Source organism: Ideonella sp. WA131b (genome assembly GCA_023657425.1).
GTDB lineage: Bacteria > Pseudomonadota > Gammaproteobacteria > Burkholderiales > Burkholderiaceae_C > Rubrivivax.
The window spans coordinates 513,392-528,832 of sequence record JAGTJW010000003.1 but is presented as its reverse complement, the minus strand read 5'-3'; the positions used below and the strand labels follow the sequence as shown (position 1 = coordinate 528,832).

Sequence of the window (15,441 nt, the reverse complement as noted above, 5' to 3'; positions counted from 1 at the left end):
GCGGCTGCGGCCCGCTCGCTACACTGACGTCATGACGCGCATCGCCGACCGGACTGTGCTGTTCGCCGACCTGCGCGGCAGCACGGCACTGTTCGAGACGCTGGGCAATGCCGAGGCCACCTCGGTGGTCACGCACGTGATCAACGCCGTGGCCGGGCCGGTGAGCAGCTACGAGGGGCAGCTTGTCAAGACGCTGGGAGACGGCCTGATGGCCGTGTTCGATGCGGCGCTGCCCGCCGTGCAGGCGGCGATGCTGATGCACGAGGTTCTCGAAGGCGTGGTGCACCGGGCCAACGAGCGCGGCGCCTCGTCGGGACTGCGCGCGCTGCGCCTGCAGGTGGGCATGGCACGAGGCGAGGTCGTCGAGATGCGCGGCGACTGCTTCGGCGATGCGGTCAACGTGGCGGCCCGACTGCTCGATCACGCCGGCGACAACGAGACGCTGATCACGGTCGAGGTGCTGCAGGGCCTGCCGCTCGATCTTCGCAGCCGCTTCCGAAATCTGGATCGTCTGGTCTTGCGCGGCCGCGCCGAGCCGGCGCAGGTGCACGTGATGGGCGGTCGACGTGGCGCCGCCGGCGACGCACCGGTCACCCAGTTCAGCGGCGAGTTCAGCGGCGGCATCTCCGAGCCCGACTGCCTGCGCCTGATGTGGGCGGGCAGGAGCCGCGTCTTCGCCAGCCACCAGACGCCGGCCGTGCTCGGCCGCAGTCCGCAGGCCGGTTTCTGCGTTGATGACGGACGCGTCTCGCGCACGCACGCGCGCATCGACTCGCACAGCGGAAGCTTCCAGATCACCGACCTCAGCTACAACGGATCCTTCGTGCGATTCGCCGACGGCGAGATCGTCAGCCTGCGCCGCGGCAGCTGCACGCTGCATGGCAGCGGCACCATAGGCCTGGGCGGGTCGCCGACCGATCCCGGCTCAGCCTGCGTGGCTTTCGATGTGCTGCGGCTCGCCAACACACAACCCCAAGTGCCGCTCGAGCTGCGCTGAGTCCCGGAACCCCTTGCCCATGCGCGTGCTCTACGTCGACGACGACCGCATCAACGCGCTCCTTTTCCAGGAAACGGTGCGCTTCGCCCCGGGCGTCGCCATCGAGTCCGCGGCCACGGGCGCCGAGGCGCTCGAGTTGGCCCTGCGTTGGAAACCGGACCTGCTGGTGGTGGACCTGCACCTGCCCGACGCCAATGGCCTGGAGCTGCTTCCGCGGTTGCGCCTTGCGGCCGGCCGGGCCGATCTGCCGGCCTACCTTTGCACCGCCGACGACGCGCCCGAGCGGGTGCGTGAGGCTCAGGCTGCAGGCTTCATCAGCGTCTGGCCCAAACCGGTGGATCTGGCCACCGTGATCAACGAACTCAAGCGCCGCAGCACCGGGGCTGCGGACTCATGAGCTTCCGCGCAGAGCCCACCCACAGCCACGGTCGGCGCTCCCGCACGGCTGTGCTGCTGGTCAACCTGGGGACGCCCGACGAGCCCACGGCGCCGGCGCTGCGCCGCTACCTGGCCGAGTTCCTCAGCGATTCGCGCGTTGTCGAGATCCCGCGAGTGGTCTGGTGGCCCATCCTGCACGGCGTGATCCTGCGCACGCGCCCGAGGCAGTCGGCGGCCAAGTACGCGAGCGTCTGGATGCCCGAGGGATCTCCCCTGGCTGTATGGACGCAGCGCCAGGCAGCGGCCCTGGCGCGCGCGATGCACGCCCGTGGGCACGACGTGCTGGTGCGCCATGCCATGCGCTACGGCAGCCCGTCTCTGGCCAGCGTCCTGGACCAGCTCCGTGCAGAAGGCAGCACCCGGGTGCTGGTACTGCCGGCCTACCCGCAGTACGCCGCGGCCACCACGGCCAGCGTCGTCGACAAGGTGCTGGCGTGGGCCACGCACGCGCGCCGCATGCCCGAACTGCGCTTCGTCAACGAGTACCACGACGACTCCGGCTACATCACGGCCCTGGCAACGCGTCTGCGCGCACACTGGGCGGAGAACGGGCGCGGCGAACGGCTCGTGCTCAGCTTCCACGGCGTCCCCGAGCGCAGTCTGCTGCTCGGCGACCCTTACCACTGCCAGTGCCACAAGTCCGCCCGGCTCCTGGCCGAGGCGCTGGGCCTGCCGCGCGAGCAGGTGGTCGTCACGTTCCAGAGCCGTTTCGGCAAGGCCAAGTGGTTGGAGCCCTACACCGAACCAACGCTCGAGCAGCTGGCCTCACAAGGCGTAAAGCGAGTCGACGTCATGTGCCCTGGCTTCACCGCCGACTGCCTGGAGACCCTGGAAGAGATCGCCCAGGAGGCTCGCGAGGCCTTCCTCGCAGCCGGCGGCGAACGCTTCGACTACGTGCCCTGCCTCAACGACGAGCCGGCCTGGATCGACGCGCTGGCCACCTTGGCCGAAACCCACCTGGGCGGCTGGCCCACACGGGACGCACCTCCTCCAGCCGAGCTCGAGGCCCAGCGCCAGCGCGCGCTGGGCCTGGGCGCCCGGGATTGAGCCACCACGACGCGCCCGGACCAGCCATCCGACGGCGCACGCCGTTCGGCCATACCGGGTTCTCTGACACGCGTGCTGAACACCTGGGTGTCGCCGGCCCCCAGGGCAGCGAACTCGACGTCGAACATCGCGCCCTGGTCAGCGCTGATCAAGGTGCGTGGTGCCGCTGCCGGTGGCAGGCTCTCCGCCGCCGACGTTCAGTGCCCCGAGTGGGCCATCGCCGAGCTGAACCTCGGCGTTCTGGATGTTGGCCTGCGCCTGCACGGCACCGACCGCGGCCGTCAGTGCGACGGCCAAGGCAAGCTTGTGGCACTTCATGAGCGGCATCCCCTTGGTGTCGACCACCTGTCGTACAGGCAGACAGGTTTCTGGTGGGGATGTCGCATCAGGCGTGCCAGCGAGAAGCCCGCTCGCTAAGTCAAGGACTTGGTCGCAATCGCGGCGCGACGCGGCGCCCGCCCTTGAGACCGCCGCCAAGCGTCCCGACAGCAGGGCCGGACATTCGTCACACGCGGCGGTGCATCAGCCGCCACAGCCGAGGCAGCACGAGCACCGCCACGACCAGCCCGAACAGGGTGGCCGCCATCGGGCGCTCGACAAAGACGCGAAAGCTGCCTTCGCCGATGGCGACCGCATTGCGCATCTGCGCCTCGGCCAGTGGGCCCAGGATCATGCCCACGATCACCGGCGCCGTCGGGAAGTCGTAGCGGCGCATCAGCACACCCAGCAGGCCGACGCCCAGCATCAACCACAGGTCGAAGGCACTCTGGCGCATGCCGTAGACGCCGATGGTGGCGAAGATCAGGATGCCGGCGTACAGCGGTGCCCGCGGGATCTTCAGCAGCTTGACCCACAGCCCCACCAGCGGCAGGTTCAGAACCAGCAGCATGACGTTGCCGATGTAGAGGCTGGCGATCAGCGCCCACACCAGCGAACTGCTGGTCTGGAACAGCTGCGGGCCGGCGTTGATGCCGTAACCCTGCAGCGCGCTCAGCAGGATGGCGGCGGTCACGCTCGTGGGGATACCCAGGGTGAGCAGGGGCACCAAGGTGGCCGTGACGGCCGAGTTGTTGGCGGCCTCGGGCCCGGCCACGCCCTCGATGGCTCCGGTGGTGCCGAACTCCTCTTTGTGCTTGCTGAGCTTGCGCTCCAGACCGTAGCTCAGGAAGGTGGGGATCTCGCTGCCGCCCGCCGGGATGGTGCCGAACGGGAAACCGATGGCCGTGCCGCGCAGCCAGGCCGGCCATGAGCGCCGCCACTCGCGGCGGTTCATGTGCACGCTGCCCATGGTGTTCATCGCGGCTTTGGTGCGGCCCTCGTAGAGTGCCGTGTACAGGCACTCGCCCACGGCGAACAGGCCCACCGCGACCAGCACCACCTCGATGCCGTCCATGAACTCCGGAACGCCGCCGGTGTAACGCACCTGGGCCGTGATCTGGTCGATGCCCACGCAGCCCACGGCGAGGCCCACGAACAGCGCCGTCACGCCGCGCAGCGTGCTCTTGCCCAGCACCGCGCTCACGGTGGTGAAGGCCAGCAGCATCAGCATGAAATACTCGGGCGGTCCCAGCTTGACCGCGTGCACGGCGATGGTGGGCGCGAACACCGTCACCAGCACCGTGGCCAGGGTGCCGGCCACGAAGCTGCCGATGGCCGCCGTGGCCAGGGCGGCGCCGGCACGGCCGTTCTTGGCCATCTTGAAGCCCTCGAGCGCCGTCACCATCGTGCCGGTCTCGCCGGGCGTGTTCAGCAGGATCGAGGTGGTGGAGCCGCCGTACATCGCGCCGTAGTAGATGCCGGCGAAGAAGATCATGCTCGCGGTAGGCTCCACCTGTGTGGTGATGGGCAGGAGCATCGCCACCGTGACCGCCGGGCCCAGGCCAGGCAGCACGCCGATGGCGGTGCCCAAGGCGCAGCCCACGAAGGCCCACAGCAGGTTGATCGGCGAAGCCGCGGTGGCGAAGCCGCCGAGCAATTGGCTCCAGATGTCCATCTACAGCCACCCCGTGCGTGTCAGGCCCGGCAGCGAGATGCCCAGCAGCTGGGTGAACAGCCAGTAGGCCGGCGCGGCGATCAGCATGCCGGTGACGGCGTCCATCACCAGCCCGCGCGCGCCACCGTGCGGCTTGCCTTCGGCGGCGCGCAGCCCGCGCACCGCCAGCACGAAGCACGTGGTGCAGGCGATGATGAAGCCCACGCGCTCGAGCAGCAGCGCGTTGGCGGCCAGACCGCCCACCACCCAGGCCAGCGCGCGCCAGTCGCCCTGCGCGGCGCCGGAGGGTTCTTCCAGCTCACGCCAGCCGCCGGTGGAGGCCTCCCACACCAGCAAGGTGCCGCAGACCAACAGCGCCAGCGCCACCACCCAGGGGACGAAGTTGGGGCCGACACCGCCGTAGCCGGCCTCGGAGGAGATGCCCGTCGCGCCCCAGGCCATCAGCGCGCCGAGCGCGAGCGCGCCAGCGCCGATCAACGCCTGCCTGCGCTGCGCCGCGGTGTCGAAGGCCGGCATGTCGAAGCCAGCGGCCTCAGATCATCCCGGCCTTGACCATCGTCACCCGCAGGCTCGCGAACTCGCGCTCGACGAAGTCCTCGAAGGGCTTGCCAGTGAGCAGCGCGGGGGTCCACTGGTTCTTCTCCATCGCCTCGGCCCAGGACTTGCTGCGCGTGGCCTTGACGACGCGGTCGACCAGCGCGTCGCGCTGCGCAGGGGTGATGCCAGGCGCGCCGTACACGCCACGCCAGTTTCCGATCTCGACGTTGAAGCCCTGCTCCTTCATCGTCGGCACATCGATGCCCTTCAGCCGCGTCGGTGAGGTCACGGCGATGGCGCGCATCTTGCCGCTCTCGATGTACTGCTGGAACTCGCTGTAGCCGCTGCCGCCGACGCTGACGTTGTTGCCCAGGATGGCGGCCACGGCCTCGCCACCCCCGCGGAACGGCACGTAGTTGATGCGGCTGGCATCGACCCCGATGTCACGCGCCAGCATCGCCGCCGCGATGTGCTCGGTGGAACCGCGCGAGCCGCCGCCCCACTTGACGCTGGCGGGGTCCTTCTTGAGCGCCTCGACGACGTCCTTCATCGTCTTGAACGGGCTGGCCGCGGGCACCACGAACACGTTGTACTCGCTCGTCAGCCGGGCGATCGGGGTGGCCTGCGTCACGCTGACCGGCGGCTTGCCGGTGATGATGCCGCCGAGCATCACCGCACCCATCACCATCAGCGCGTTCGGGTCACCTTTGCTGGCGTTGACGAACTGCGCCAGCCCGATGGCGCCGGCTGCACCGCCCTTGTTCTCGAAGCTCACCGAGGCCGCCACGCCCGAATCCTGCAGCGCCTTGCCCAAGGCGCGGCCGGTGGTGTCCCACCCGCCCCCCGGGTTGGCGGGAATCATCATCTTCAGGTTCGCGTTGGCCCGCGCCGCCAGCGGCAGCGTGCCGACGGCCGCGGCGGCCAGAAGGGACTTGAGGAAGGTGTCGCGGCGCATGCCTGTCTCCAGCGTTGGGTTGTGCTCGGATGATGGCCGCGCCCGCTGTCAAACGGCTGTCGCGCCCATCGGGGAAAGCCCGCATGCGTGGGCACTGCCGATAATCAGACCACCGTGCCCGTCGCCCTGAAGTTGCTGCTCGTCGAGGACAACGCCGCCATGCAGACGACGCTGGCGCGCAGCTTCGAGCGCCGCGGCGTGCAGGTGGTGGTGTGCGGCGACGGCAGCCGCGCGCTCGATCGCTGGCGGGCCACGCTGCCCGACGTGGTCCTGCTCGACCTCTCGCTGCCCGGCCTCGACGGCCTGCAGGTGCTGGCCGCGGCACGCGCCGAGGGGCTGGACACGCCCGTGCTCATCGTCACCGCGCGCGGCACCGTGGGAGACCGCGTGCTGGGCCTGAACACAGGTGCCGACGACTACATCGCCAAGCCTTTCGACCTGGACGAACTCGAGGCCCGCGTGCGCGCGCTCGCCCGGCGGCGAGGCAGTGCCCGCCTGGCCGAGGCCCCGGTCTTCGGGGGCCTGCGCATCGATTCCGACAGCGGCGCCGTCATGCACGACGGTCAGCCGATGGAACTGACCGTGCGCGAGACGGCGCTGATGCGTGCGCTGATGGCCCGCCCGGGGCAGGCCGTCGCGCGTGAGAGGCTCACCGAGCTGGTGTTTGCCGGCGAGGGCGCGGTGCAGGCGGACGCCATCGAGGTGGTGGTCTACCGCTTGCGCAAGAAACTCGCGGGCACCGCGGTCGAACTGGTGACCCTGCGCGGTCTGGGCTACCTGCTGCGGCAGCTCGATCGCCAGTCGGGGCCCGCTTGAGCACGGACGGGCCGCCACCGTCGCTGCGCAGGCAGTTGCTGCTGGGCATCCTGCTGCCGGTGTTGGTGGTGGTGCTGCTGGGTGCAGCCTTCCTGTACCGGCAGGCGCTCATCAGCGCCGACACGGCCTACGACCGCACGCTGCTGGCCAGTGCCAAGGCGATCGGCGAGCTGCTCCGCGTGGAGGGCACCGGCACGCTGCAGCGCCTGACGGCCGATCTGCCCTACTCCGCGCTCGAGGCCTTCGAGGCCGACAACCGCAGCCGCATCGTCTACCGTGTCAGCGGCTTTGGCGGCGAGCTTGTCTCGGGCTTCGCCGACCTGCCGCCCCCGCGCCCACCCAATGCCCGCCGCGACGCGCCACCGGTTTACGCCGCGCTGGTGCGCTTCTACGACGACCGCTACGGCGATGAGCCCGTGCGCATGGCCGTGCTGATGCAGCCGGTGGCCGGAGCCGGCGGCCAGGGCATGGCCACCATCCAGGTGGCCGAGACGTTGGAGCTGCGGCGCGCGCTCGCCCGCGAGCTGCTGCTGCAAACGCTGTGGCAGCAGGGGCTGCTGCTGGCCTTGATCGCGGCCGTCGTGCTGTGGGGCGTGCAGCGTGCCACGCGGCCGGTGCGCCGGCTGTCGCAGGCGCTGCTGGCACGCGAAGAGGCCGACCTCTCACCGCTGCCGGCGGGCGACGCTCCGCCGGAGCTGCGGCCCGTGGTCGACGCCACCAACGCCGTGATGGCGCGGCTGGCTCACCTGCTGGCACACCAGCAGCGCTTCGTGCGCGATGCCTCGCACCAGTTGCGCACGCCGCTGGCGGTGCTGAAGGCCCAGGTGCAGTCGGCGCGCCGGGGCGACGTCGAACCCGCGCAGGCGCTCGCCGAGATCGACGCCACCGTGCAAGGCGCCACCGAGCTCGCGAACCAGATGCTGGCGCTGGCCAAGGTGGAGCAGCTGCGCCAGCAGGGCCTGCAGGGCCAGACGCCGCACGAGGACTGGGAGCCCATCGCACGCGGCGTGGCGCTCGACCTCGCGCCGCTGCTGGCCGAGGGCGGCATCGACTTCGAGCTGCGCACCGAGCCCGCCCCCGTGGCCGCCCACGCCTGGGCACTGCGCGAGCTGACGCGCAATCTGCTGCACAACGCCATCAAGCACACGCCCCCCGGCGGCAGCCTGGTGCTGCGCCTGGGGTGTGAAGGCAGCGAGGCGCGGCTGGAGGTGCTCGACGGCGGCCCGGGCCTGGCCCCGGCGCAGCGCGAGCGCTTGTTCCAGCCCTTTGCCGCAGCCGGGCCCCAGGCCGGCTCGGGGCTGGGTCTGGCCATCTGCCGCGAGATCGCGGTCACCGCCGGTGGCCGCATCGCGCTGGACCCTCGCGAGCCCGGCCCCGGGCTGGCTGCCCGGGTGCATTTGCCGCGCGCCGCGCTGCTCGCGCCATGAGTCACGGCACCGCCGAGGGGACGGTCGTGCCCGTGCGCCGGACACTGGCGTTTGGGTGCCGCTTCAACATGGAACGCGGCTCGGGGCGCGTCGGCCGATGATCACCGCTCCGACCCGCCCCACCTTGCCCGACGGCATCGGTCTTGTCTTCGCCGACGCCACCCTGCTCGTCGTCGACAAGCCCAGCGGCATGCTCTCGGTGCCCGGGCGCGGCGACGGCGTCACCGACAACCTCGTGACGCGCCTGACGGCGGTGTTCGCCGACGCGCTCGTCGTGCACCGGCTCGATCGGGCCACCTCGGGGCTGATGCTGTTCGCGCGCGGGCTGGCCATGCAGCGTGCGCTGTCGCTGCTGTTCGAGAAGCGGCGCGTGCACAAGCGCTACGAGGCCGTGGTCGACGGCAGCCCGGATGCCACCGAAGGCGAGGTCGACATGCCGATGCGCCTGGACTGGCCGCACCGCCCGCGGCAGGTGACAGACGTCTTCGCCGGCAAGCCCGCTCTCACCCGCTGGCAGGCACTCGGGCCGGTACCGCGCAGCGACGGCGCGGCCACGCGCCTGGCGCTGTACCCGCTCACCGGCCGCTCGCACCAGCTGCGCGTGCACATGGCCTTCATGGGCCACCCGATCCTGGGCGACGACCTTTACGCCCCCTTGCCGCCGCGCTCGCCGCGGCTGCTGCTGCACGCCTGCGAGCTCCGCTTCGTGCACCCGCTCAGCGGCACCGAGTGCCGCTTCGACAGCGCAGCCCGCTTTTAGCCGGAGACAATGCGGACGATGACCGACCACCGCCTCGACGTGCCGCTCAAGCACGTCTACCGCCTGATGAACCACGGCCCGACGGTGCTCGTGAGCGCCGCGCACGGGGGTGCGCGCAACCTGATGGCGGCGGCCTGGGCCATGCCGCTGGACTTCGAGCCGCCCAAGGTGGCCGTGGTCATCGACAAGAGCACCTTCACGCGCGGGCTGGTCGAGGCCGGCGGGCGCTTCGCGCTCAACCTGCCCTGCGCCGCCCTGGCCGACCTCACCGTCACCGTGGGCGGCACGCACGGCGGCCCCGAGGGCGTGGGCGACAAGTTCGCGCTCTACGGCATCGGGGCCTTCGACGGCCGCACGCCCGGGCTGCCACTGGTGGCCGGCTGCGTGGCCTGGATCGAGTGCCGGCTGCTGCCCGAGCCCCACCTGCAGCAGTCCTACGACCTGTTCCTCGGCGAGGTGGTGGCCGCACAGGCCGATGCGAGGGTGTTCTCAGAGGGCCGCTGGCACTTCGGCGAACATCCGGGGCTGAGCACGCTGCACCACGTGGCCGGCGGGCACTTCCTGTTGCCGCAGGGCGCTGTGCAGGGCCAGGCCCTCGCCGCCGCCACCGTCTGAGCCACGGAGACCTTCCATGCACCTGAGCATCGTCACCGGTTCGTCGCGCGGTCTGGGCCTGGCCATCACCGGCCAGTTGTTGCAGCGCGGCCACCGCGTGCTGGCGATCGCGCGCGGAGACACCCTGGCCCCGGTGCCGGCCGGCGCCGAGCTCGAAGTCTGGCGCGCCGACCTCGCCGAACCGCTGCCGGTGGCGACCCGGCTTCAGCGGTGGCTGTCGGGGCAGCCCAGCGTGCTCTCGGCAAGCTTGATCAACAACGCGGGCATCGTCAGCACGCCGGGCCCCTTGGCCGACGGCGACCTGGCCGAGCTTTCTGCATCGCTGCGCGTGGGCCTGGAGTCGGCCGCGCTCTTGACGGCGGCCTTCCTGCGCGCCACCAAGGACTGGACGGTGCCGCGCAAGGTCGTGCTCGTGTCGTCCGGCCTGGGCCGCCGAGCCATGGCCGGCAGCGCCACCTACTGCGCCGCCAAAGCCGGCATGGACCATCTCGCACGCGCTGTGGCGCTGGAGGAGGCCGAACGCCAGCACGCGGGAAAGAGCGGCGCGCAGATCGTCTCCCTTGCGCCCGGCATCATCGACACCGACATGCAGGTGCTGCTGCGCACCGCCGACCGCGCACGCTTCCCCGAGCGCGACCGCTACCTTGGCTTCAAGACCTCGGGCCAGCTCGACAGCCCGGCCACGGCGGCTGCCAAGCTGCTGCGATACCTGGACCGTGCGGACTTCGGCAGCAACCCGGTGGGCGACGTGCGCGATGCATGACGAACCCCGCGCGCTGGCGCTGATCCGCGAGCTCGGCCTGCAGCCCCACCCCGAGGGCGGCTGGTACGCCGAGGTCTTCCGCGCGACGCGACCCGTTCACACCGGCGATGGCCGCACGGGCCGCGTCGCGCTCACCACCATCGACTTCCTGCTCGAGCGCGGCCAGGCCAGCGCCTGGCACCGCGTGCGCGCCGACGAGGTGTGGCACCTGCTGGAGGGCGAGGGCCTCGTGCTGTGGCTGCTGCCGCCGGACCTTTCGCGTGTGGATCGCGTGGAGCGCGTGGAACTCGGCCCGGTGGCCACCGGCCGCCGGCCGCGCCACGTGGTGCCGGCCGACTGGTGGCAGGCCGCCGAGCCGGTGGGTGCCTACGCCTACGTCGGTGCCACCGTCGGGCCGGGCTTCGAGTTCGCCGACTTCGCCTTCGGCCGCGACGACGCCGCCCTCTGCGACACGCTGCCGCGGCTGGCGCCCGCGCTCAGCCGGCTGCTCTAGCAGCCTGGCCAAGACACAGGCCCAGCGCCTCGGCCGCGCAGAGCAGCGCGTGGCCCGCCGGCACCTTGCGGCTGCGGCCGGCCACGTCGGCCAGCGCCACGTCGACACAGGTGTCGCCCTGCAGGGCCACCATGCGCCCGAAGCGGCGATGCCGCACCAGCCCGGCCGCCGCGACGCCAAAGCGCGTGGCCAGCACGCGGTCGAAGGCCGTGGGCGTGCCGCCGCGCTGCGTGTGGCCCAGCACCGCGCTGCGCACCTCGCTGGCCAGTTGCGGCTGCAGGGCGTGCATCAGGCGCTCGGCAGCGCCGCCCAGGCGCAGCGGGTCGGGGCTGCCCAGCAGCCGCGCCCGCACGGCCAGGCCTTCGCCAGCGGCATGCGCGCCCTCGGCGATGCAGATCAGCGTCGACAGGCCCTGCGCCTCGCGCGCGGCGCAGAAGGCCGCCACCACGGCCACCTCGTAGGGCTGCTCGGGCAGCAGGATGGCGTCGGCAGCGCCAGCCAGGCCTCCTTCCAGCGCGATCCAGCCGGCGTAGCGTCCCATGGTCTCGCACAGCATCACGCGGCGGTGGCTGCGCGCCGTGGTGGCCAGCCGATCCAGCGCCTCGGCCACCACGGCCACGGCGCTGTCGAAGCCAAAGGTGCGGTCGGTGAGGGCGAGGTCGTTGTCGATGGTCTTGGGCACGCCCACCACCGGCAGCCCGGCCTCGTGGAAGCGGTGGGCGATGACCATGCTGCCGTCGCCGCCGATGGCCAACAGGGCGTCGAGCCCCCATTTGCGGGCCTGGCCCAGCGCCTGGGCCGAGCGGTCCTGCGGCTCGCCACCGGCCTCGGGCCGGATGGCGAACGGGTCGCAGCGGTTGTCGGTGCCGAGGATGGTGCCGCCCTCGGCCAGGATGCCGGCCACGTCGGCCGCGCGCAGCTCGCGCCCGCGGCCCTCGAGCAGGCCGCGGAAGCCCTGTTCAATGCCCCACACCGTGGCGCCATGCTGCTGCAGCGCCAGCGTCACGGCACGGATCACCGCGTTCAGGCCCGGGCAGTCGCCGCCGCCGGTGAGCACGCCGATCTTCATGCCGCGCGGCGCCCGTTCACGCCGCCAGCCAGGCCGCGAGGTCGGCCTCGAGCTGCAGCAGGTCGGCCTGGCGCGTGTACATCATGTGGCCGGCGTCGTAGCAGCGGTGGGTCACGCGCTTGAGCACCTCGGCCGGCGCGTCGAGCTGCGCCAGGCTCCAGTCGCTGGCGCTGTAAGGCGTGCCCAGGTCGTAGCGGCCGCTGGCGGCCAGCACCTTGAAGTGCGGGTTGCGGCGCAGCGCCTGGGCCAGGTCGGTGCTGGTGCAGGTGTAGCCCATGCGGCGGGCCTCGCTGTCTCCACCGCGGATCCAGTTCCAGCCGCGGCCCACCTCGGGGTTGATCACCATGTAGCGCTGCTCGAAGGCCAGCCCCAGCACCTGGCCGAAGTAGCCCATCGCGGCCGTCGTGTACGGCGCGGCGATGGCCTCGATGCCGGGGTCGAACTCCCAGTCCCGCGTGCGGCTGGCGGCCATGGGGCCGGTGCCGCGCGCCTCCAGCCGGCCGACGATCAGGCCGCGGTGGCGCAGCGCCTCGAAAAAGTAGGTCTGGTCGGAGATGCGCAGGTTCTTCTCCTCCACCAGCGCGTGCGGCAGGCCGGTGAGCTCGGCCACGCGGCGCGCGATGCGCGAGCGGTCCTTCTCAGACAGCCGCGCGCCGGCCAGCAGCGCAGCGGCGTACTCGTCGTGCACGAAGGCCTCGGCCGCCGCGCGTGCCGCGGCCGGGGACGCGGCCTGCGGCCCCTTCAGCAGCCCGTGGTACTGCGAGACGTTGGCGAAGGCCGGCAGGAACAGCGCGTAGGGCAGGTCGTTGCCCGGCGCGAAGACGATGCTCTGCAGGTCCATCGCCAGCGAGACGAGGATGGCGCCGCTGACCGCCACGCCCAGCTCGTGCAGGTGGTTGGCGATGCCGGCGCCGCGCGTGGTGCCGTAGCTCTCGCCGCACAGGTAGACCGGCGAGCCCCAGCGCCCGTGCCGCGTGAGCCACAGGCGGATGACCTCGGCGAAGCACTCGATGTCGCCATCGGTGGACAGCAGCTTCTTGCGCGCATCGTCGTCGGCGCTGATCGACCAGCCGGTGTGCGGCGGGTCGATGAAGACGAGGTCGAAGTGCGCGAGCCAGGTGTGCGGGTTGTCCGACACGGCGTAGGGCGCGGCCGGCATGCTGGCGTCGTCGGGCACCACCACGCGCCGGGGCCCCAGGGCGCCCAGGTGCAGCCAGATCGAGGCCGAGCCCGGCCCGCCGTTGAACGCGAAGCACACGGACCGCGGCGTGGCGCCGGGCACGGTGTAGGCGGTGGTCAGCACGGCGGCCTTCGGCTCCTGCGCGCCCGGCTCCTTGCCCCCCAGCACGACGGGCAGGAACTCGGCCGTCACGGCGTAGTCCAGCGCCGCGCCGCCGGCCCGCACCACACGGCCTGTGCTGCGGGCGGCGGGGGTCTTCAGCAGCTCCTCGAAGCGCGCCTTCTGGCGCTGCGCGGCGTCGGTGGGCGGGGTCGCCGCAGCGGCGGCGGGGGCAATGGTCTCGGGCATGGGGTGCTCGGGTCGTGGCTGGAAGGCCCAGACCATAGCGCAGCGGCGTGCCATCGCTTGCGCAACCCCGCACCGCACCCGCCCGCACGCCGGGCGCACGCGGCACGGCCCGCGGCGGCCTCAGGGCGACGCCGGGCCGCCCAGGAAGCCGGCGTAGCGCGCCAGGTCCACGTTGCCGCCGCTGACGATCACGCCCACGCGCCGGCCGCGCGCCGCCACGACGCCCTCCAGCAGCGCCGCGGCGGCGAGGCAGCCGGTGGGCTCCACCACCATCTTCATGCGCTCGGCAAAGAAGCGCATCGTGCGCACCAGTTGCTCGTCGCTGACGGTGACGATGCCCTGCACCAGGCGCTGGATGACGGGAAAGGTGAGCGTGCCGCTGTGCTGCGTCTGCGCGCCGTCGGCAATGGTCTTGGGCGTGTCGATGTGCACGATGCGGCCCTCGGCCAGGCTCTGCTGCGTGTCGTTGCCGGCCTCGGGCTCGACACCGATCACCCCGATGCCCGGGCACAGCGCTTGCGCCGCCACGGCGCAGCCCGAGATCAGCCCGCCGCCGCCCACGCACACCAGCAGCAGGTCCAGCGGGCCGGTCTCCTGCAGCAGCTCCAGCGCCGCGGTGCCCTGCCCGGCCATCACGTGAGGGTGGTCGTAAGGGGGAATCAGCGTCATGCCGCGTTCAGCGGCCAGGCGGCGGCCTATCGCCTCGCGGTCCTCGGTGTAGCGGTCGTAGAGCACCACCTCGCTGTCGCGCTGGCCCAGCTGGTAGCCGCGCGTGGCCGCCAGCTTGGCCGCGGGTGAGTCCTGCGGCATCACGATGACCGAGGGCATGCCCAGCATCCGCGCCGACAGTGCGATGGCCTGCGCATGGTTGCCCGACGAGAACGCAATGACGCCGCGGCGGCGCTGCTCGGGCGTGAACTGCGCCAGCGCGTTGTAGGCACCGCGGAACTTGAACGCGCCCATGCGCTGGAAGTTCTCGCACTTGAAGAACAGCTGCGCCCCGGTGTGCTCGTCGGCCGTGCGGCTGGTGAGCACGGGCGTGCGGATGGCGTGGCCTGCAAGGCGGCGCGCGGCGGCCTCGACGTCGGCGGCGTTGATGGCGAGCTCGGTCATGGGGCGGGCGCGGTGTCGGGGCCCTGGAAGCCACCGCGGCGGAAGGTCAGCACCAGGGTGTCGCGGTGGCTGGGCACGCCGGTCTGCGCGGGCTGGATCGGCGTCGACTCGTGGATCACGCGCTCGTCGTCGAGCAGCAGCACGCTCCAGGGCTCGGCCAGCTGGAAGCGCACGCCCTGCGGGCCGCGCGCGTCGAACACGCGCGTCTCGCCGCCCCGCACGTTGGTGCGCGCCACCAGGACCACGGCAACGAGATCCACGCCGTCACGGTGCGCGCCCTCGGGCGTGGGGCGGCCGATGCCCTCGTCGGCATCGATGCGGAACGGGTGCGCCTCCACATGCCAGGGCTGCGCGCCGCGCAGCGCACTGGCCACGCCGCCCAACCCGCACAAGAGGCGCTGCCAGTCGGCATCAGAGGCCCAGGCGGCCGGCAGCGGCTCGAAGTGGCGTTCGATGCCGCCGTGCAGCGCGTTGTAGTCCAACGGCTGCCAGTGCGGCCGGTGAGGCACGGCCCGCACCTGGGCGCCGTCAACCACCAGGCAGCCATGGCGCCGACGCCTGTAGCGGCCGCCGTCGCGCAGGTAGCGGTCGGGTGGCAGGTCGTCCCAGGCCGGCCGCCAGCGCGCCAGCGCCGCGTCGTCGAGCCCGGCCAGCCGCTGCAGGGAGGCGCGGTCGAGCACGGCCCAGCCGGCGGTGGCGAGCTGGGCGTCCAGGTCGGGCAAGGCGGTCAAGGGCGGGGGCGGGTTCATGGCGCAGGAGAGGTGGGCGGACAAGCCGGCATTCTGCGGGAGGCTTCCCGCCCCCGCGGAAATCGGCTGCGGGCGGTCACGAACCCCGATGCACTGCGCCCGCGCGCCACAATCCGCACCCCTTGCCCGCTCTAGCGATCG

The 15,441-nt window shown here is 72.1% G+C and carries 17 protein-coding genes; 9 read left to right on the top strand and 8 right to left on the bottom strand.

Annotation, left to right across the window (positions count from 1 at the left end; all coding sequences use genetic code 11):
* Window positions 1-31 precede the first annotated feature (31 nt).
* Genes KA711_17645 through KA711_17635 form a run of 3 tightly spaced genes read left to right on the top strand, consistent with a single transcriptional unit; the run spans window position 32 to window position 2,482 of the window.
* Window positions 32-997, top strand: coding sequence for an FHA domain-containing protein (locus KA711_17645; GenBank protein ID MCM0610792.1), 966 nt, complete (start codon window positions 32-34; stop codon window positions 995-997).
* A 19-nt stretch (window positions 998-1,016) separates the two neighbouring features.
* Complete coding sequence (locus KA711_17640) at window positions 1,017-1,394, top strand: response regulator (GenBank protein ID MCM0610791.1); 378 nt, start codon at window positions 1,017-1,019, stop codon at window positions 1,392-1,394.
* On the top strand, window positions 1,391-2,482 hold the full coding sequence (locus tag KA711_17635; GenBank protein MCM0610790.1) for a ferrochelatase: 1,092 nt from the start codon (window positions 1,391-1,393) through the stop codon (window positions 2,480-2,482). Before KA711_17640 ends, KA711_17635 begins: the two co-directional genes overlap by 4 nt.
* A 138-nt stretch (window positions 2,483-2,620) precedes the next feature.
* Here KA711_17635 and KA711_17630 read toward each other — a convergent pair whose 3' ends face one another.
* From KA711_17630 to KA711_17615, 4 genes are all read right to left on the bottom strand, one after another.
* Complete coding sequence (locus tag KA711_17630) at window positions 2,621-2,800, bottom strand: hypothetical protein (GenBank protein ID MCM0610789.1); 180 nt, start codon at window positions 2,798-2,800, stop codon at window positions 2,621-2,623.
* 187 nt (window positions 2,801-2,987) lie between these two features.
* The gene (locus KA711_17625) at window positions 2,988-4,475 is read right to left on the bottom strand and encodes a tripartite tricarboxylate transporter permease (protein MCM0610788.1); all 1,488 of its coding nucleotides are present in this window, start codon (window positions 4,473-4,475) and stop codon (window positions 2,988-2,990) included.
* On the bottom strand, window positions 4,476-4,991 hold the full coding sequence (locus KA711_17620) for a tripartite tricarboxylate transporter TctB family protein (protein MCM0610787.1): 516 nt from the start codon (window positions 4,989-4,991) through the stop codon (window positions 4,476-4,478).
* A 16-nt stretch (window positions 4,992-5,007) separates the two neighbouring features.
* A complete protein-coding gene (locus KA711_17615) occupies window positions 5,008-5,967 on the bottom strand; it encodes a tripartite tricarboxylate transporter substrate binding protein (protein ID MCM0610786.1) in 960 nt (319 codons plus the stop codon).
* Window positions 5,968-6,093: 126 nt separating this feature from the next.
* Between KA711_17615 and KA711_17610 the strand changes: the two genes are divergently transcribed.
* The 6 genes from KA711_17610 to KA711_17585 all read left to right on the top strand — a co-directional run bounded on the left by KA711_17610 (window position 6,094) and on the right by KA711_17585 (window position 10,841).
* Window positions 6,094-6,783 carry a response regulator transcription factor gene (locus KA711_17610; GenBank protein ID MCM0610785.1) on the top strand — a complete coding sequence of 230 codons (690 nt, stop codon included), beginning with the start codon at window positions 6,094-6,096 and terminating at the stop codon, window positions 6,781-6,783.
* On the top strand, window positions 6,780-8,210 hold the full coding sequence (locus tag KA711_17605) for a sensor histidine kinase N-terminal domain-containing protein (protein MCM0610784.1): 1,431 nt from the start codon (window positions 6,780-6,782) through the stop codon (window positions 8,208-8,210). Before KA711_17610 ends, KA711_17605 begins: the two co-directional genes overlap by 4 nt.
* 97 nt (window positions 8,211-8,307) lie before the next feature.
* Window positions 8,308-8,970, top strand: a complete 663-nt coding sequence (locus KA711_17600) for an RluA family pseudouridine synthase (GenBank protein MCM0610783.1) — start codon at window positions 8,308-8,310, stop codon at window positions 8,968-8,970.
* An 18-nt stretch (window positions 8,971-8,988) separates the two neighbouring features.
* Window positions 8,989-9,585 carry a flavin reductase family protein gene (locus KA711_17595; GenBank protein MCM0610782.1) on the top strand — a complete coding sequence of 199 codons (597 nt, stop codon included), beginning with the start codon at window positions 8,989-8,991 and terminating at the stop codon, window positions 9,583-9,585.
* Between the two features lie 16 nt (window positions 9,586-9,601).
* Window positions 9,602-10,348 (top strand): SDR family NAD(P)-dependent oxidoreductase, encoded by a 747-nt coding sequence (locus tag KA711_17590; protein MCM0610781.1) that lies wholly within the window; start codon window positions 9,602-9,604, stop codon window positions 10,346-10,348.
* Window positions 10,341-10,841 (top strand): cupin domain-containing protein, encoded by a 501-nt coding sequence (locus KA711_17585; GenBank protein MCM0610780.1) that lies wholly within the window; start codon window positions 10,341-10,343, stop codon window positions 10,839-10,841. The genes KA711_17590 and KA711_17585 overlap by 8 nt, the downstream gene beginning before the upstream one ends.
* On the opposite strand, the gene KA711_17580 is transcribed toward KA711_17585, so the two are convergent.
* From KA711_17580 to KA711_17565, 4 genes are all read right to left on the bottom strand, one after another.
* Window positions 10,825-11,910: an ATP-dependent 6-phosphofructokinase gene (locus tag KA711_17580; protein ID MCM0610779.1), complete on the bottom strand. Its 1,086-nt coding sequence runs from the start codon at window positions 11,908-11,910 to the stop codon at window positions 10,825-10,827. The genes KA711_17585 and KA711_17580 overlap by 17 nt on opposite strands.
* Before the next feature lie 16 nt (window positions 11,911-11,926).
* Window positions 11,927-13,438, bottom strand: a complete 1,512-nt coding sequence (locus KA711_17575) for a peptidase S10 (GenBank protein ID MCM0610778.1) — start codon at window positions 13,436-13,438, stop codon at window positions 11,927-11,929.
* Window positions 13,439-13,558: 120 nt separating this feature from the next.
* Window positions 13,559-14,551, bottom strand: a complete 993-nt coding sequence (locus KA711_17570; GenBank protein MCM0610777.1) for a threo-3-hydroxy-L-aspartate ammonia-lyase — start codon at window positions 14,549-14,551, stop codon at window positions 13,559-13,561.
* The gene (locus KA711_17565; protein MCM0610776.1) at window positions 14,548-15,300 is read right to left on the bottom strand and encodes a 2OG-Fe dioxygenase family protein; all 753 of its coding nucleotides are present in this window, start codon (window positions 15,298-15,300) and stop codon (window positions 14,548-14,550) included. The genes KA711_17570 and KA711_17565 overlap by 4 nt, the downstream gene beginning before the upstream one ends.
* Between the last annotated feature and the right edge of the window lie 141 nt (window positions 15,301-15,441).

What these genes read in the sequence shown, in the direction of transcription:
- KA711_17645 (MCM0610792.1), top strand. Translation starts at nt 32, where the DNA reads ATGACGCGCATCGCCGACCGGACTGTGCTGTTCGCCGACCTGCGCGGC.
- KA711_17640 (MCM0610791.1), top strand. Translation starts at nt 1,017, where the DNA reads ATGCGCGTGCTCTACGTCGACGACGACCGCATCAACGCGCTCCTTTTC.
- KA711_17635 (MCM0610790.1), top strand. Translation starts at nt 1,391, where the DNA reads ATGAGCTTCCGCGCAGAGCCCACCCACAGCCACGGTCGGCGCTCCCGC.
- KA711_17630 (MCM0610789.1), bottom strand. Translation starts at nt 2,800, where the DNA reads ATGAAGTGCCACAAGCTTGCCTTGGCCGTCGCACTGACGGCCGCGGTC.
- KA711_17625 (MCM0610788.1), bottom strand. Translation starts at nt 4,475, where the DNA reads ATGGACATCTGGAGCCAATTGCTCGGCGGCTTCGCCACCGCGGCTTCG.
- KA711_17620 (MCM0610787.1), bottom strand. Translation starts at nt 4,991, where the DNA reads ATGCCGGCCTTCGACACCGCGGCGCAGCGCAGGCAGGCGTTGATCGGC.
- KA711_17615 (MCM0610786.1), bottom strand. Translation starts at nt 5,967, where the DNA reads ATGCGCCGCGACACCTTCCTCAAGTCCCTTCTGGCCGCCGCGGCCGTC.
- KA711_17600 (MCM0610783.1), top strand. Translation starts at nt 8,308, where the DNA reads ATGATCACCGCTCCGACCCGCCCCACCTTGCCCGACGGCATCGGTCTT.
- KA711_17595 (MCM0610782.1), top strand. Translation starts at nt 8,989, where the DNA reads ATGACCGACCACCGCCTCGACGTGCCGCTCAAGCACGTCTACCGCCTG.
- KA711_17590 (MCM0610781.1), top strand. Translation starts at nt 9,602, where the DNA reads ATGCACCTGAGCATCGTCACCGGTTCGTCGCGCGGTCTGGGCCTGGCC.
- KA711_17585 (MCM0610780.1), top strand. Translation starts at nt 10,341, where the DNA reads ATGCATGACGAACCCCGCGCGCTGGCGCTGATCCGCGAGCTCGGCCTG.
- KA711_17580 (MCM0610779.1), bottom strand. Translation starts at nt 11,910, where the DNA reads ATGAAGATCGGCGTGCTCACCGGCGGCGGCGACTGCCCGGGCCTGAAC.
- KA711_17575 (MCM0610778.1), bottom strand. Translation starts at nt 13,438, where the DNA reads ATGCCCGAGACCATTGCCCCCGCCGCCGCTGCGGCGACCCCGCCCACC.
- KA711_17570 (MCM0610777.1), bottom strand. Translation starts at nt 14,551, where the DNA reads ATGACCGAGCTCGCCATCAACGCCGCCGACGTCGAGGCCGCCGCGCGC.
- KA711_17565 (MCM0610776.1), bottom strand. Translation starts at nt 15,300, where the DNA reads ATGAACCCGCCCCCGCCCTTGACCGCCTTGCCCGACCTGGACGCCCAG.